The organism is Clostridium gallinarum (assembly GCF_014836325.1).
GTDB classification, from domain to species: Bacteria; Bacillota; Clostridia; order Clostridiales; family Clostridiaceae; genus Clostridium; species Clostridium gallinarum.
Window position 1 is genome coordinate 1 of record NZ_JACSQZ010000026.1, and the last position, 16,789, is coordinate 16,789.

At 29.1% G+C, this 16,789-nt stretch carries 11 protein-coding genes, 2 tRNA genes and 1 other annotated feature; all 13 genes read right to left on the reverse strand.

Annotated features, from left to right (window positions below; translation table 11 throughout):
• Positions 1-106: 106 nt before the first annotated feature.
• Positions 107-1,483 carry a UDP-N-acetylmuramoyl-L-alanine--D-glutamate ligase gene (gene murD, locus H9660_RS08440; RefSeq protein ID WP_191749940.1) on the reverse strand — a complete coding sequence of 459 codons (1,377 nt, stop codon included), beginning with the start codon at positions 1,481-1,483 and terminating at the stop codon, positions 107-109.
• Between the two features lie 274 nt (positions 1,484-1,757).
• A complete protein-coding gene (locus H9660_RS08445) occupies positions 1,758-3,149 on the reverse strand; it encodes a glycine--tRNA ligase (RefSeq protein ID WP_191749941.1) in 1,392 nt (463 codons plus the stop codon).
• Positions 3,150-3,193: 44 nt separating this feature from the next.
• Positions 3,194-3,361: a binding site (T-box leader), on the reverse strand.
• A 102-nt stretch (positions 3,362-3,463) separates the two neighbouring features.
• Positions 3,464-3,538: transfer RNA gene (locus H9660_RS08450), tRNA-Asn, on the reverse strand.
• Between the two features lie 29 nt (positions 3,539-3,567).
• A tRNA-Asn gene (locus tag H9660_RS08455) sits at positions 3,568-3,642 on the reverse strand.
• A gap of 260 nt (positions 3,643-3,902) precedes the next feature.
• Positions 3,903-5,408, reverse strand: coding sequence for a lysine--tRNA ligase (gene lysS, locus H9660_RS08460; RefSeq protein WP_191749942.1), 1,506 nt, complete (start codon positions 5,406-5,408; stop codon positions 3,903-3,905).
• A gap of 13 nt (positions 5,409-5,421) precedes the next feature.
• The gene (gene greA, locus H9660_RS08465; protein WP_191749943.1) at positions 5,422-5,904 is read right to left on the reverse strand and encodes a transcription elongation factor GreA; all 483 of its coding nucleotides are present in this window, start codon (positions 5,902-5,904) and stop codon (positions 5,422-5,424) included.
• A gap of 221 nt (positions 5,905-6,125) precedes the next feature.
• Complete coding sequence (gene dusB, locus H9660_RS08470) at positions 6,126-7,124, reverse strand: tRNA dihydrouridine synthase DusB (RefSeq protein ID WP_191749944.1); 999 nt, start codon at positions 7,122-7,124, stop codon at positions 6,126-6,128.
• 6 nt (positions 7,125-7,130) lie between these two features.
• Complete coding sequence (locus H9660_RS08475) at positions 7,131-7,910, reverse strand: type III pantothenate kinase (RefSeq protein WP_191749945.1); 780 nt, start codon at positions 7,908-7,910, stop codon at positions 7,131-7,133.
• 132 nt (positions 7,911-8,042) lie between these two features.
• Entirely contained in the window at positions 8,043-9,713 is a 1,671-nt protein-coding gene (locus tag H9660_RS08480; protein ID WP_191749946.1) for a formate--tetrahydrofolate ligase, read from the reverse strand.
• Positions 9,714-9,884: 171 nt separating this feature from the next.
• Entirely contained in the window at positions 9,885-11,687 is a 1,803-nt protein-coding gene (ftsH, locus tag H9660_RS08485) for an ATP-dependent zinc metalloprotease FtsH (protein ID WP_191749947.1), read from the reverse strand.
• A 55-nt stretch (positions 11,688-11,742) separates the two neighbouring features.
• The gene (hpt, locus tag H9660_RS08490; protein WP_191749948.1) at positions 11,743-12,282 is read right to left on the reverse strand and encodes a hypoxanthine phosphoribosyltransferase; all 540 of its coding nucleotides are present in this window, start codon (positions 12,280-12,282) and stop codon (positions 11,743-11,745) included.
• A gap of 4 nt (positions 12,283-12,286) precedes the next feature.
• On the reverse strand, positions 12,287-13,675 hold the full coding sequence (gene tilS / locus H9660_RS08495) for a tRNA lysidine(34) synthetase TilS (RefSeq protein ID WP_191749949.1): 1,389 nt from the start codon (positions 13,673-13,675) through the stop codon (positions 12,287-12,289).
• A 178-nt stretch (positions 13,676-13,853) separates the two neighbouring features.
• On the reverse strand, positions 13,854-16,238 hold the full coding sequence (spoIIE, locus tag H9660_RS08500; protein ID WP_191749950.1) for a stage II sporulation protein E: 2,385 nt from the start codon (positions 16,236-16,238) through the stop codon (positions 13,854-13,856).
• Between the last annotated feature and the right edge of the window lie 551 nt (positions 16,239-16,789).

Genomic DNA, 16,789 nt, shown 5'->3' on the forward strand with positions numbered 1-16,789 from the left:
AGAATATACAATCAATCCATTGTAAATGAAAAGAAAGGAGCTTCGCTAGCGAATTTTTTATCCGCTAATGCGACAGCCTCTTTTTATAATTGAATTTATCATATTCTTATAAATTATTTACTAATTCCTTATATCTATTTCCTCTAACCACAAAATTAGGGAACATATCAAAAGATGCACATGCTGGTGATAAAGTAACCACATCCCCATACTCCGCAATCTCATTTGCTTTAATTACAGCTTCTTCTAAGTTATCAACTAATACTATAGGAATTTCTATTCCTTTTTCATCTTTTAGCTTATCAAATGCATCTTTTATTAATTTCTTAGTATCTCCTAATAAAATAAGTTCTTTTATAAAAGGATACCCTTCTTCTGCTAAAGGTTCGAACGGTATATTTTTATCATATCCTCCAGCAATCAAAATAACCTTTTTTTCAAAAGCAACTAATCCTGCTAATGTTCTTGTAGGACTTGATGCTATTGAATCATTATAATAACTTACACCGTTAAATTCTCTAACAAGTTCACATCTATGTTCTACTCCAGCAAAAGTTTTTGCAACTTTTTTCATAACATCAATAGATACATCATCTTTAGTAGCTAAAAAGGCAGCTAAGTAATTTTCTATATTATGAATTCCTTTAATTAAAATGTCATCTTTAGCACAAACTTCTTCTCCATCTAAATATAAAATACTATCTTTAAAATAAGCACCCTTTTCTAATCTCTCTTTAGAGCTAAACTCTCTCACTTCACCTTTTGCTTCTGGAACAAAACCATGAGTTATTTCATTTTCTCTATTTAAAATAAGAACTCCATCACTTTCTTGATATAAGAATATATTCTTCTTAGAATTTATATATTCATCCATATCATTATGCATATCTAAATGATTTGGTGCTAGATTTGTAACAACAGCTACATCTATAGGTGTATCCATAGTCATAAGCTGGAAGCTAGATAACTCTAATACAACTTTATCATCCTCTTTAATTTCTTCTATATTAGCAAATAGCGGGGTACCTATATTTCCACCTACCCAAGTTTTATAACCAGCTTCAATTAGTATCCTTGATACTATAGTAGTTGTAGTTGTTTTTCCATCACTACCTGTTATACCAAATATTTTTCCCTTACAGTATCTAACAAACTCCTCCATTTCTGAAGTTATATAAGCACCTTCTTCTTTAGCCTTAACTAAAGCTTCACAATCTATTCTCATAGATGGTGTTTTAAATACTACTTCAAAACCAGTAAGTCTATCTAAATATCCTTCACCTAATTCTAATCTTACAGATAAATTCTCAAATTCTTCTGCTATATATCCTAATTCATCTTTGCTTTTCTTATCAAAAGCAGTTACTTTAGCTCCTAATTTAACTAAAAATCTTATAAGAGGTATATTGCTAACACCTATGCCTACAACAGCAACTCTCTTCCCTTTTATAAATTCTTTAAACTCTTCAAATGGCTTTTTCATATTATTCCTCCACCCATATCTATATAAAAATATTATATTTGAATCTTTCTAAATTGATAATAAGATATTTTATTTAAACTTATGTAAAATTTACTTAGTTTTCATCTATTAAGTCTGTCCCATTCTTCTGTAATTATAACACTTTAGTTAATTAAATACAAAAAGGCTATTTTAAATAAAAATTAACCTAAATACTTTATATTAAAATATATTATTTTATATAGTAATAGGCCATCTATACGACAGCCCATTAATACAAAATATTTTTAACTAATTAAAATTCTAAGCTCTTTTCAATATAAGCTTCTAATTCAGAAATTTTTATTCTTTCTTGTTCCATAGTATCTCTATTTCTTATAGTTACCGCTTCATCTTCTAGAGTGTCAAAGTCAATTGTTATACAGAAAGGAGTTCCTATTTCATCTTGTCTTCTGTATCTCTTACCAATACTTCCAGTTTCATCGTATTCTAAGTTGAATTTTTTACTTAAATCAGCATAAACTTCTAAAGCTTTTTCTGATAATTTCTTTGAAAGTGGTAATATAGCTGCTTTATATGGTGCTAAAGCTGGGTGTAAATGCATAACTGTTCTAACATCTCCACCTTCTAATTCTTCTTCGTCATATGCTTCAACTAAGAATGCTAAAGCAACTCTATCAGCTCCTAATGAAGGTTCTATTACATATGGAACATACTTTTCATTAGTTGTTGGATCTAAATAACTCATATCTTGACCTGAGTGCTCTTGATGTTTCTTTAAGTCATAGTCTGTTCTATCAGCTATTCCCCATAGTTCACCCCATCCAAATGGGAATAAATATTCAATATCAGATGTTGCATTAGAGTAGAAAGATAATTCTTCTTCACCATGATCTCTCATTCTTAAGTTTGCTTCACTAACACCTAAGTTTAATAGGAAATTAAAGCAATAATCTTTCCAATATTTAAACCATTCTAAATCTGTTCCTGGTTTACAGAAAAATTCTAATTCCATTTGTTCGAATTCTCTAGTTCTAAAAGTAAAATTTCCTGGTGTTATTTCATTTCTGAAAGATTTACCGATTTGAGCAATTCCAAAAGGTACTTTCTTTCTTGATGATCTTTGAACTGATTTAAAGTTAACAAATATACCTTGAGCAGTTTCTGGTCTTAAGTATATTGTACTTGCTGAATCTTCTGTGATTCCTTGGAATGTTTTAAACATTAAATTAAATTTTCTAATATCAGTGTAGTTTAATTTTCCACACTTAGGACATACAATTTTATTGCTTTCTATATATTCTTTTAATTGTTCATTAGTCCATCCATCTGCTGTTGCAACTTCTGCACCATTTTCAGTCATATGATCTTCTACTAATTTATCAGCTCTAAATCTTGACTTACATTCTTTACAATCCATTAACGGGTCTGAAAATCCACCAACGTGTCCTGAAGCAACCCACACTTCTGGATTCATTAATATAGCACAATCAACTCCTACATTATAAGGGCTTTCTTGCACGAATTTTTTCCACCAAGCCTTTTTAACATTATTTTTAAATTCAACTCCTAAAGGACCGTAATCCCAAGAATTTGCTAATCCTCCATATATCTCTGATCCAGGAAAGACAAATCCTCTGTTTTTGCAAAGAGCAACGATTTTTTCCATAGTTTTTTCTACTGCCATTTTCATACCTCCATTTTTTTTATAATAAAAAAAGGCCTCAAACCTAAAGGGACGAAATTTAATTCCGCGGTTCCACCCTTCTTGGCTCTAGCCCAACTTTCAACATTGTAATACTCAAAAGCGCCCTTCAACTTAATTTTATAACGATTTTCACCAACCATCGTCTCTCTAAAATAAAATTTAAATTTACTCCTCTTTATCACTGTATTTATTAAATTATAAATCCATTTTACCAAAAGGTTTTTATATGTCAAGCAAAAAGAGTTTTATAACAATAGATAATTTATCTACTCTTATAAAACTCTTTTATAAAATGGCTCCGTGGAGAGGATTCGAACCTCCAACCTATCGGTTAACAGCCGAGTGCTCCACCATTGAGCTACCACGGAATATTGCATAATTAATTTTAAAATTAAATTGGCTCCGCGAAGAGGATTCGAACCTCCAACCTATCGGTTAACAGCCGAGTGCTCCACCGTTGAGCTATCGCGGATTATTTTCTACATTAGTTATTATATCAATTTTTATTAATAATGCAAGTGTTTTTTTATATTTTTTTATATTTAAATACTAAAAAATTATATTTGAAATCTTAAAATGGCGATTTTACTTGCTTAGATAATAACTTATAAAATATTAAATATACAAAACTTTTTCTTTAAACAAACTGATTTTATAATAAATTTAATTTATTATAAAAATTACGATAGTATTTAATAGAATACTATCGTAACATAAGATTATAAATATCTCTTATTTAACTGGTTTCATTGTTGGGAACATAATAACATCTCTTATAGATGCAGAATCAGTTAGGAACATTATAAGTCTATCTATACCTATTCCTAATCCACCTGTTGGAGGCATACCTGTTTCTAAAGCACTCATGAATTCTTCATCTATCATGTATGCTTCATCATCACCAAGTTCTCTTTCTTTTTCTTGTTGATTAAATCTTTCTCTTTGAACTATAGGATCATTTAATTCTGAATATGCATTACATATTTCTCTACCAAATACAAAGCCTTCAAATCTTTCAGTAAACATTTCATTTCCTCTCTTCTTCTTAGTAAGAGGTGATATTTCTACTGGATAATCACAAATAAATGTTGGTTGAATCATATGTTGTTCTGCATATTCTTCATATAATGCATTTAAAACTTCTCCCTTAGTTACATGTGCTAAAGGCTTTTTAAATTCTAAATGTTTTTCTTTTGCTATAGCTTGAGCTTCTTCATTAGAATTTATTGCATTAAAATCAATACCTGTATGTTCTTTAACTGCATCTACCATAGTAATTCTTCTCCATGGTGGTGCAAAGTCTATTTCAGTACCTTGATACATAACCTTAGTACTTCCATTTACCTTTTCACATACATGAGCTATCATATTTTCTGTTATTTCCATCATATCATTATAATCAGCAAAAGCTTCATATAACTCTATCATAGTAAACTCTGGGTTATGTCTAACTGACATTCCTTCATTTCTGAAAGTTCTTCCCATATCATAAACTTTTTCTAATCCTGCAACTATAGCTCTTTTTAAATATAATTCTGGAGCGATTCTTAAATACATATCTATATCTAAAGTATTATGGTGAGTTATAAAAGGTCTCGCTGAAGCTCCACCTGCAATTGGTGAAAGCATAGGTGTTTCAACTTCTATAAATCCTCTATTATCTAAGAATTCTCTAATTCCTCTTAGTATAGCAGCTCTTTTAATAAAGTTTTGCTTAACTTCTGGGTTAGAAATCATATCAACTTCTCTTTGTCTATATCTTAAATCTGGATCCTTTAATCCATGCCATTTTTCTGGTAATGGTTTTAAAGACTTACAAATCAACTCAAAGTTTTTAACTTTTACTGAAACTTCTCCAGTTTTAGTTTTAAAAACTTCTCCAGTTGCAACTACCCAATCTCCAAGATCATAAGTTTTATAAGATTTTAAAGCTTCTTCTCCAACTTCATCTATTTTGATAAATAATTGAATTCTTCCATCTCTATCATGAATATCTGAGAATACAACTTTACCTTGACCTCTCTTTGACATAATTCTTCCAGCTACAGTAACTGTAGAACCTTCTAAAGATTCAAAGTTTTCTTTTACTTCTTCTGACATATGAGTTCTTTCAACCTTATATACATCAAAAGGATCTTTTCCTTGGTTTTGTAAATCTACTAACTTTTCTCTTCTTAAAGCTTCTTGCTCGCTGAACTGAGATTCTAACTCTTGTATATTCATTTCCTCAGTTGACATTGATATCCCTCCGTTACTCTCTTCTTATTCCTAAAATTTCAAACTTACTAGTTCCACCTGGTACTGAAACCTCTACTATTTCTCCAACCTTTTTACCTAATAAACTTGCTCCTACTGGTGATTCATTTGATATTTTAAAGTTCATTGGATCTGCTTCTGCTGATCCTACTATTGAATACTCAACTTCCTCATCAAATTCATAATCCTTTACTTTTACTATACTTCCAACAGCTACTTTATCAGTTGGTATTTCTGATTCATCAACAACGGAAGCATTTTTAAGCATATTTTCTAATTGTATAATTCTTCCTTCTGTAAACGCTTGTTCATTTTTAGCTTCATCATATTCTGAGTTTTCACTTAAATCTCCATATCCTAAAGCAACTTTTATTTTTTCAGTTATTTCTTTTCTCTTTACAGTTTTTAAGAATTCTAATTCTTCTTCTAATTTTTTAACACCTTCGTATGTCATTACGAATTTTTTAGTTTCACTCATGATTTTCTCCCCTTCAATTTTCTACTTTAATCAAAAAACTAACAATATATTTTTATTGTCAAAATCATTTAAAACATTATAAATCAGCAAATAATATATGTCAACTAATTCAAAAATAGCTATAATATCTTATAAATAATTTATTACCACTTCAATCAATAGATATATATTATTCTTATTTTTTATATATTTATTCATAAAAGCTTTTTATATTCAAAACTCTATAAAATTTGATTATAATTAATGCTATTCTTAAGCAAATCTTCTTTATAATTATTTAGAATTTCTATAACAGCATTACTTTCTTCTAAAGAGTTAATAATAGCTCTTATTTCGTTACTCTTTGGCATACCCTTTAAATACCAAGATGCATGCTTTCTCATCTCTCTAACAGCTTTTCTTTCACCATCATATTTAATTGCTAATTCATAGTGTCTAATACACATATTTATTTTATCTGAATAAGTTATTTCTTCTTGTTCTAATCCTTTTAATTTATTTTCTATTTGCTTGAATATCCACGGGTTTCCCATACTCCCCCTAGCTACCATTATGCCATCACACTTAGTTCTTTTAGTAAGCTCTAAAGCATCTTCTGAGGTGAAAACATCTCCATTTCCTATTACAGGAACAGATACAGCTTCCTTTACTTTACCTATTATATCCCAATCTGCTTTACCTTCATACATTTGTTCTTTTGTTCTTCCGTGTATAGCTAAAGCATCAACTCCGGCATCCTCAAGAATTTTAGCAAACTCAACTGCATTTATACTACCTTCATCAAAACCCTTTCTGAACTTAACTGTAACAGGCTTTGTTGATACTTTTTTTATTTCTTTTACAATATTGGCTGCTAACTCAGGGTGTTTTAAAAGAGCGGAACCTTCTCCATTTTTAGTTATTTTATTTACAGGACACCCCATATTTATGTCTATTAGACAAATATCTTCTCTTTCATTAAAATGTCTTTGCACAACATTCGCCATTATACTTGGATTATTCCCAAATATTTGAACTGCCACTGGACTTTCTTCATCTGCTATTCTAAGAAGAGATTTAGTATTTTCATTTTCATAATATAATGCTTTTGCACTAACCATTTCAGTATATACTAATCCGCATCCCATTTCCTTACATAGCCCTCTAAAAGATATATCTGTAACTCCCGCCATAGGTGCTAGAAAAACATTATTTTCAAACTTTAGGTTTCCAATTTTCATATTATACTACTCCTTATTCTTTTCGTATATTATTCTTAACCCCTCTAATGTTAAACTAGAATCTACCTTATCAATAGCATTAGTTTCTTTAGCAATTAAATTAGCTAATCCACCAGTTGCTACAACTAAAGGTTTATCACAACCAAGATCCTTCATTTCTTTCTTAATCTTTTCAACTATATACTCCACCTGTCCTATGTAGCCATATATTATTCCTGCTTGCATACTAGAAATAGTGTTTTTGCATATAATACTATTTGGCGTCTCAAGCTCTACTCTTGGTAACTTTGCAGCTCTATCAAATAAGGCATCAGATGCTATCTTAATTCCTGGTGTTATGCAACCGCCTAAATAATTTGCTTCTTTAGTCAAAGCACAAAAAGTAGTAGCTGTACCAAAGTCTATTATAATCAAATCCTTTTTATACTTATCATGAGCAGCTACAGCATTTACAATTCTATCTGCACCTACTTCTTTAGGATTATCATACTTAATATTAATGCCAGTTTTAACTCCTGGACCAACTACTATAGGATTTATTCCAAAACTCTTCTTTATCATGTGCTCTAAAGAGTGCATGATATTAGGCACAACCGATGAAATAATTATCCCCTTAACTTCTTTAGGATTTAATCCACCTTGTGTAAATAGTTGCATAAATTGAATAGAGTATTCATCAGATGTCTTTTTTGCATCTGTAGATATTCTCCATCCAGCAATATTTTCTGAATCTTTATATATTCCTAAAACTATATTTGTATTACCAACGTCCACTACCAGTATCATACAAGCACCACCTTAATACAATTAAAAGCAGCTTTAAAAGCTGCCTTGTTTAAATAAATATAATCTCAATAAATTTAACAATTTAATTTTAACAATTACAAATTATTTGTCAAGTGTTGTAAATTCAATACTTTAAAATAAACCAAGTATTTCTCCACCATCTAAAATATCCATTTTATTAGCTGCTGGCACTTTAGGAAGTCCTGGCATTGTCATTATATCCCCATTTAATGCTACTATAAATCCTGCACCATTTGATATTCTAACTTCCCTTACCGTTATTTCAAAATCCCTCGGTCTCCCTTTTAACATTGGATTATCAGAGAGAGAATATTGAGTTTTAGCCATACAAATAGGTAATTTATCTAAATTAAATTTTTCAAGTTCTTCAATTTGTTTTTTAGCATTTGGAGTAAATATAACTCCCTTTGCTCCATATATTTCTTTTGCTATAGTATTTATTTTATCTTCAATGCTAGATTCTATTTCATAAATTGGTTTAAAATTAGACTCTTCATTTTCAAGTAAGTCACAAACTACTTCACCTAACTCAATCCCTCCTTCTCCACCTTTAGCCCATACATCACTTAAAGCAACCTTAACTCCTAATTTATTACAATAACTTTTAATAAACTCAATTTCTTCTTCACTATCATTTACAAATTTATTAATAGCAACAACAACTGGCACATTGTATTTTTTAATATTTTCTATTTGTTTCTCAAGATTCTCTATACCATTAGATAAAGCCTCTACATCTGGTTCATTTAACATATCCTTAGAAACCCCACCATGGTTCTTTAAAGCTCTAACAGTAGCTACAATAACTACACAATTAGGTTCTAATCCGCCATATCTACATTTTATATCTAAGAATTTCTCTGCTCCTAAATCTGCTCCAAATCCTGCTTCAGTAACAACTATATCTCCTAATTTTAAAGCCATTTTAGTAGCAATTATAGAATTACATCCATGTGCTATATTAGCAAAAGGTCCACCATGTATTATTGCAGGAGTATTTTCTAAAGTTTGAACTAAATTAGGCTTTATAGCATCCTTCATAAGTAACGCCATAGCTCCTTGGATATCTAATTGTTTTGCATACACAGGATTTCCATCTAAATCATAGGCAATTAAAATATTACCCATTCTTTCCTTAAGATCAGATAAGCTATTTGATAAACATAATATTGCCATTATTTCAGATGCAACAGTTATCATAAATCCATCTTCTCTTAAGAATCCATTTAGCTTTCCACCTAGTCCAACCACTATATTTCTTAAAGCCCTATCATTCATATCCATTACTCTTTTAAATAAAATTCTTCTTGAATCAATTCTTAAAGTATTTCCTTGATGTATGTGATTATCTATAGCAGCTGCTAATAAATTGTTGGCACTAGTTATAGCATGCATATCTCCAGTAAAATGTAGATTTATATCTTCCATAGGCACTACTTGAGAATATCCACCACCAGCAGCACCACCTTTTATTCCAAATACAGGACCTAATGAAGGCTCTCTTAAAGCTATAACAGAATTTTTTCCCATTTTACAAAGTGCTTGCCCTAGCCCTACTGTAACTGTAGATTTCCCTTCCCCTGCTGGAGTTGGATTAATTGCAGTAACTAAAACTAATTTACCATTTTTCTTATCCTTATTCTTTTCTAATATATCTAATGATAATTTACATTTATATTTTCCATACTGTTCAATATCATCTTCAGTTAAATTTAATTTCTTTGCTATTTTTGTTATATGTTCCATATTTGCTTCTTGAGCTATTTGTATATCACTCTTCATATTATCCACTCCTATTTAATTTCTTATATTTAGTGTAATTTATATCATTCATATTAATCAATACAATAATCTCTAATATTAATTTAATATATTAAATATAACTATGTATTTAATAATAATTATATTTTTTTATAAAAAAGGGATAGTCATAAGACCATCCCTTAATATATTTTAGTTTTCATTGAAGATTCTTATAAATTCTTCTCCATCAATTTTTTCTTTTTCTAGTAATACTGCAGCTACAGCGTGAAGTTTATTTATATTTTCACTTAATAATGTTTGAGCTCTTTCATAAGCTGTATCTATAAATCTCTTAACTTCTTTATCTATCTCTGCTGCAACTTCTTCACTGAAGTTTCTTCCATGTCCTAGATTTCTTCCTAAGAATACTTCATTATTATCTCCACCATAAGATATAGTTCCAAGTTTTTCACTCATTCCATATTCCATTACCATAGCTCTTGCTATAGCACTAGCTCTATCTATATCATTTTTGGCACCTGTAGAAATATCAGATAATATTAACTTTTCAGCTACTCTACCACCTAACAATCCTACCATATCATCTTTTAATTTTTCTTTCGAAGTATATGCTCTATCTTCAGTTGGTAAATGCATAGTGTATCCACCTGCCATACCTCTTGGTATTATACTTATTTCATGAACTGGATCTGCATGTTCTAAAAGATTCATAACAACCGCATGACCTGCTTCATGATAAGCAGTAAGTTTTCTATCATAATCATTGATAGCTCTACTCTTCTTTTCTGGACCTGCTATTACTCTTGTTATAGCTTCTTCAAATTCTTGCATTCCAATTAATTTTTCATTTCTTCTAACAGCTAATAATGCAGCCTCATTTGCTAAGTTTTCTAAATCAGCACCACTAAATCCTGGTGTTCTCTTAGCTAAAACTTTTAAATCTACATCTTCTGCTAAAGGTTTTTTCTTAGTATGAACCTTTAAAACTGCTTCTCTTCCCTTAACATCAGGAGCTCCAACAACTATTTGTCTATCAAATCTACCTGGTCTAAGTAGTGCTGGATCTAAAATATCAGGTCTATTGGTTGCAGCAATCATTATTATTCCTTCATTAGCTCCAAATCCATCCATTTCAACTAGTAATTGATTTAAAGTTTGCTCTCTTTCATCATGACCACCACCAAGGCCTGCACCTCTTTGTCTACCAACTGCATCTATTTCATCAATAAACACAAGTGATGGAGCACTTTTTTTCGCTTGCTCAAATAAATCTCTAACTCTTGATGCACCAACACCTACGAACATCTCAACAAAATCTGAACCTGAAATACTATAAAACGGAACTCCAGCTTCTCCTGCTATTGCTTTTGCAAGTAATGTCTTACCTGTTCCTGGTGGTCCTACTAATAATACTCCCTTAGGAATTCTAGCTCCCATTTGAGTATATCTAGAAGGTTGCTTTAAAAAGTCTACTATTTCTTCTAATTCTTGTTTTTCTTCATCAGCTCCAGCTACATCATCAAATGTAACTCTTTTTGCGTCTGGAGGCATCATTTTAGCTCTACTTTTACCAAAATTCATCACACCTCTTCCACTACCGCCACCTTGTGACTGTTGTGTCATCATAAAGAAAAATACGAAAACTAATACCATAATCATAACTGTAGGTATTAAACTTATCCAAAGACTACTATTTGACGGTTGCTTAAAGTCTACCTTTATGTCATCCTTTGGATTATCAGACATTAACATTTGCACCATATCACTTGGAGCATAAGTATTAAATTGTTTGTTTTCTCTCGTTTTACCTGATATAAGCATTTTATCAGGGTGAACCACAATGCTCTCTATCTCGTCACTTATCCATTTTTGTTGAAAATCACTATATGATATCTCATCTGCCATTTTTCCACTATTCCACAAGAATGTTGCAGAGAAGAATAATATCAAAATTACAAATATCCATATTGTTGCACTTGAATATTTTTTCATTCAAGGCCCCCCTTTCTTCTAGTTTATTATGTTTCACTTATAATATATTTAAATTTTATTTTTTATATACTTCTTCTTTTAATATACCTACATATGGTAAATTTCTATACTTTTCTGAATAGTCTAACCCATATCCAACTAAGAATTCATCAGGTACTTCAAATCCGCAATATTTTACAGCTATATCAACCTTTCTTCTTGCTGGTTTAGTTAATAATGTTACTATTTCTATACTATTTGCTTTTCTAGCCTTTAGATATTTTAATAAATAATCTAATGTTATTCCACTATCTATTATATCTTCTACTATTATTATGTCTTTACCTTCAATGCTATGATCTAAATCCTTCAATATTCTAACTACTCCTGAAGTTTCTGTTGAACTTCCATAGCTAGATACAGCCATAAAATCTATTTCGCATGGTATAGTAATATTTTTTATTAAATCAGATGCAAATAAAACTGACCCCTTTAATATTCCAACTATAAGTAAATTTTTCCCTTCATAATCATTACTAATATTTTTACCAATTTCTCTAACCCTGTTTAAAATCTCTTCCTCTGTTATTAATACCTTCTTTATGTCCCTTATCATATTCCTATCCCTTTCTAGCAAAAGTAATTTTTATAATATTTTTAGTTTCTTTGGTTATTTTAAACCTATCTGAAACTTTATGTTCTACTATCCAAGCTACTTCATTATCAAAACATAAAATAGGAACAGTATCTCTCTTTTCTACCGGTATCTTTAAATCCATAAAAATATCCTTTATTTTTTTACTCCCCTTCATACCTAGAGGTGTCATCTTATCCCCATTTTTTCTTTTTCTAATAATTAGCTTTTCTTTTATCTTATCATAATCGAAATATTTTATTAATACATTGTTAGAAAATTCTATATTATTTTTATTACTTATTACAGTAAAACTTATATTATATTCTCCATATTGTACTTCTTTATTATTTATATTTTCTTTATTTAATATTATTTCATTTTCTTCGCTCTTATTTTCCTCTTTATACTTTAAATATATATCTCCATATACATTTTCAGCTATGATACCATGAGGAAGATTGATTTTTTTATTAGTTGAATTATTAGCTAAAGAAATCACTTCATAAATATGTTTCATTTCAAAATTAGTATGTTTTCCCGAAAATTCCACAAATGATTTCTTTATAACTCTAGTTAATATTGCTTTTTCTATAAAAAAAGCATCCTTTGCTATAACTAGATTTTTTTTACTTTCCTTACAATACTTTTTATAACTATTATTACATTCTTTTTCTATAAAGTCATTATCTATTTGTAATAAATTAGCCATTCTATTTAAAGTTTCTATTATATCTTTATTAAAATTATCCTTCATATATGGAATAATATCTAATCTAACTTTGTTTCTTCTATATATATTTTCAAGATTAGTTGAATCTATTCTAGGGTTTAAATCATAATAATTACAATATTCTTCTATCTCATTTCTAGATAAGCATAATATAGGTCTTATTATTCCACCATCTCTCTTACTTCTAATACCACACAAGCCCTCTATTCCAGAGCCTCTCATCATATTCATAATAATAGTTTCTGCTTGATCATTAGCATTATGAGCAATAGCTATCTTATTATATCCATTAGCTTTACTTATATCCTCAAAAAATCTATATCGTTCTTCTCTTCCCGCTAATTCATGAGATATTCCCATATCCTTTGATATCTTATTTATATCCACTCTCTTAGAAAAAAACTTAACTCCTAATTTATAGCATATAGACTTAGCATATTCTTCATCCTTTACAGCTTCATCACCCCTAAGCATATGATTTACGTGCGCTGCTCCTATTTCAATATTAAAATAATCCTTAAGCTTATAAAGAATACTTAATAAACAAACAGAATCAGGACCTCCAGATAAAGCAACCAAAACCTTATCATTATTTTGTATTAGATTATTTTCAACTACAAAATCCCTTACCTTGTTTATCACACTAAAACTCCTTAAACTTATTTTTTTTAATATATAATATAATAACCTTAACCTTCATAGATGTAAACTATATTTCTTAACTAATTTTTACAATTTCAATTTTAAAATGTATTCTAGATATTTTTTTCAATAATAAGCAAATTTAAAAGGCACCTTAGTGCCTTTTAAATAAAACATATTAATATATAGAATATATTTTTGATACTAAAACTGTCATATCATCCTTAACTTTTCCACCACTTAACGCTATAGCCTTTTCAATAATATCATTACACAAAGAAGATGGATTAGTCTCTGCATATTCTAAGTACTCTTCAAGCCAACTATAGCTTCCTATATTATTTTTATCTATATCTAAAACTCCATCACTTATAGATACTACAATATCTCCATGTTTCAATTTAAACTTTTCAGAATTTATATCTATACTATCTAATATCCCAAAAGGTAAACTATTAGATTTAATTACTTTAACTTCCCCTGCTCTCTTAATAAAACTAACTACACCTGCAATTTTTATAAATTCAGCATCTCCAGTATACAAATCTATCATATTCAAATCCATAGTTGTAAATTTTTCATCTTCATTAAACTTCATAGACATTATTGAATTAACTGTATTTATAGCTGTTTTTTCACTAAATCCACTTTCTATAAACTTTTCCATAAGTTCTACTGCTAGTCCACTTTCCACTCCAGCTTCTGGTCCTGATCCCATTCCATCACTAATTATACTTACATAAGTTCCATCGTTTGTTTTAGAAAAGCTGTAACTATCTCCAATAGAAGTTTCTCCATCCTTAGCTTTTACAGCAGCATAAGAAGTCATATGATATTTAGGAGTTTCTTCAATTGTTACAGAACATTCACCACTTTCAGGATCTATTCTACACCCTTCAGATGAAATTGATACAGGCACCTTTACCAATGTGTTTATTATAGGCAATATGTTTTTTACACAATAACGTTCACCTTCGCAATTATTGGTTGTTATTTTTATTTTCATTCTTCCTCGTCTATCTAAATAAGAAAAAACATCTATATATTCAATTTTATTTTTATTAAAAGCTTTTCTTAGTATTTTATCTATTTCAGTACAAATAGATATATCTTTTTGGAAATCACTAATCATATCATCCATTGTATTAGAAATGTTATTTATATGATTAGCAATTATACTTCTTCCCTCTGTTAATCTAGTTCTTAGAGCTTCATTAACAGTATAATTATTAACTATTTCTTGAGCATTTTTCATTAAACTTCTAGTTTTTACACACTTTTTATCTAAACTCTTAGGCAGTTTAATATTATTCTTTTCATAACCACTTATAAGTTCTGAAAAATCTTCAAAGGTTGAATGTAAGTTTCTATCCCAACATCTTTGTTTGAGTTCACAATTATAACATACTCTATCTGCTAAACTTTCTACCATAGCCGTCCCTTTATTATTTAAAGATAAAATATCATTTTCTCCTAAATTAGATATTGTTGATGATAAAGTTGACATTATCGATTTCATAGAATTAAGTCTATCTATAAACTCTCCCTTTACTCCTTTTAAATGAATATCATTTATAACTTCCGCTTTCTTATCACTATTTAATTCTTTACTTATTAAATCAATAATAATCTTAGGGATACATATTAAAATAATTGTTGATATCAATACTTCTATTCCACCATATATGTTAAAAGTATTTGAATACATCCATATTATAAAATAAACTACTAAGTAGGCTAATCCCGAAAAGATCCTTCCAGTTTCTCTAAATATTCCAACTATCATTCCACATAAACTATATAAAGTTACAGCCGATATAATATCATTATTTGTTATGCCTATTATAAATCCCATAGCTACGCCTATTGATGATCCTATTCCCGCTCCCCCTACATAAGCAAATACAGCAATTGTACTTAAAGCCAAAATATTTCTAATTTCAATATTAAAAACACCTATATTTCCTATCCCAGCAATCAATAAACAAATTAATATTCCTATACTTATTATCTCCTCTGTTGAGAAAAAATAATTATTTTCTAATTCCCCTGCACATTTCAAAGCATACTTTATCATATATTTAATTGGTATAATACTTAACACTTTTAAAAATGAAAATACCAGATTAACTCCAATTGGTTGGTTATTTATTAAAGAATTATAAATAATTAATACAGAGAAAATTAAAAAGAAAATTATAAAATCCCTCTGTTTTACTTCTATCTTATTACAAACTTCTATATATGATAGAACTAATATTGATGATATACAATAAGCAACCGCCCCCTCTAAGCTAGCACTTATAGATAAATATCCTATCATAACTCCTATTAATGAAGAAATTACATCTTTTCTATTATCCTTTTTTATTCCTATAAGATATGCAATACCGAATGGTGCTATCCCCATATCTATAGTTGCTGATAATATTACTCTACTTAATAAAAATCCCATAGCCAAGGATACTATAGCTCCTATAGTTGTTCCTTGAACTCGTATTTCTTTTTTTCTTTTACTATTCTCCACCCTTTTATAAGTTGATATGTCTACACCATATTGCATTTTCTCTCCCCCATACTTCCATAAAATGTAATTTAAATTATATCACCCATTTATAAAAATATATGTCATATGATGTATCATTATTTTTTTTTCGTAGGACAATAATATATAAAATTCCTTATATGAATACATCTTTTCATATAAGGAACTATTTATATTACATATTTACATAAATTTTAAAATTAGTTTTTATAATAAATTTGTCAATATTAATTAATTTTTGGAGAAAAATCATAATTTATTTTGTAATAAACATTACAATAACTACATATAATTAATCTTATACTAAAATATAAATTTATATATAATATAATACTATTCTTTTATATTAGCAGAAATTAAATTCGTAAAACTAATTTTATATAAAAAAAGATATAAACATTATATTCCTTGCTCCGTCGCATGCGCTCCAAGTCAACCTCATACAATGCTTATATCTTTGAAAACTGAAGGAAGGAAATTATAAAAACTTATTCATAGGATAACATTTTATAATTTTCTATAAAAAAACAAAAAGCACTTAAGTTAAACTTAAGTGCTTTGGTGCTGAA

Excerpts from the sequence above, each read along its gene's own strand:
- H9660_RS08480 (WP_191749946.1), bottom strand. The coding sequence starts at position 9,713 with ATGAAGAGTGATATACAAATAGCTCAAGAAGCAAATATGGAACATATA.
- hpt (WP_191749948.1), bottom strand. The coding sequence starts at position 12,282 with ATGATAAGGGACATAAAGAAGGTATTAATAACAGAGGAAGAGATTTTA.
- dusB (WP_191749944.1), bottom strand. The coding sequence starts at position 7,124 with ATGAAAATTGGAAACCTAAAGTTTGAAAATAATGTTTTTCTAGCACCT.
- H9660_RS08445 (WP_191749941.1), bottom strand. The coding sequence starts at position 3,149 with ATGGCAGTAGAAAAAACTATGGAAAAAATCGTTGCTCTTTGCAAAAAC.
- spoIIE (WP_191749950.1), bottom strand. The coding sequence starts at position 16,238 with ATGCAATATGGTGTAGACATATCAACTTATAAAAGGGTGGAGAATAGT.
- murD (WP_191749940.1), bottom strand. The coding sequence starts at position 1,483 with ATGAAAAAGCCATTTGAAGAGTTTAAAGAATTTATAAAAGGGAAGAGA.
- ftsH (WP_191749947.1), bottom strand. The coding sequence starts at position 11,687 with ATGAAAAAATATTCAAGTGCAACAATATGGATATTTGTAATTTTGATA.
- H9660_RS08475 (WP_191749945.1), bottom strand. The coding sequence starts at position 7,910 with ATGATACTGGTAGTGGACGTTGGTAATACAAATATAGTTTTAGGAATA.
- lysS (WP_191749942.1), bottom strand. The coding sequence starts at position 5,408 with ATGTCAACTGAGGAAATGAATATACAAGAGTTAGAATCTCAGTTCAGC.
- greA (WP_191749943.1), bottom strand. The coding sequence starts at position 5,904 with ATGAGTGAAACTAAAAAATTCGTAATGACATACGAAGGTGTTAAAAAA.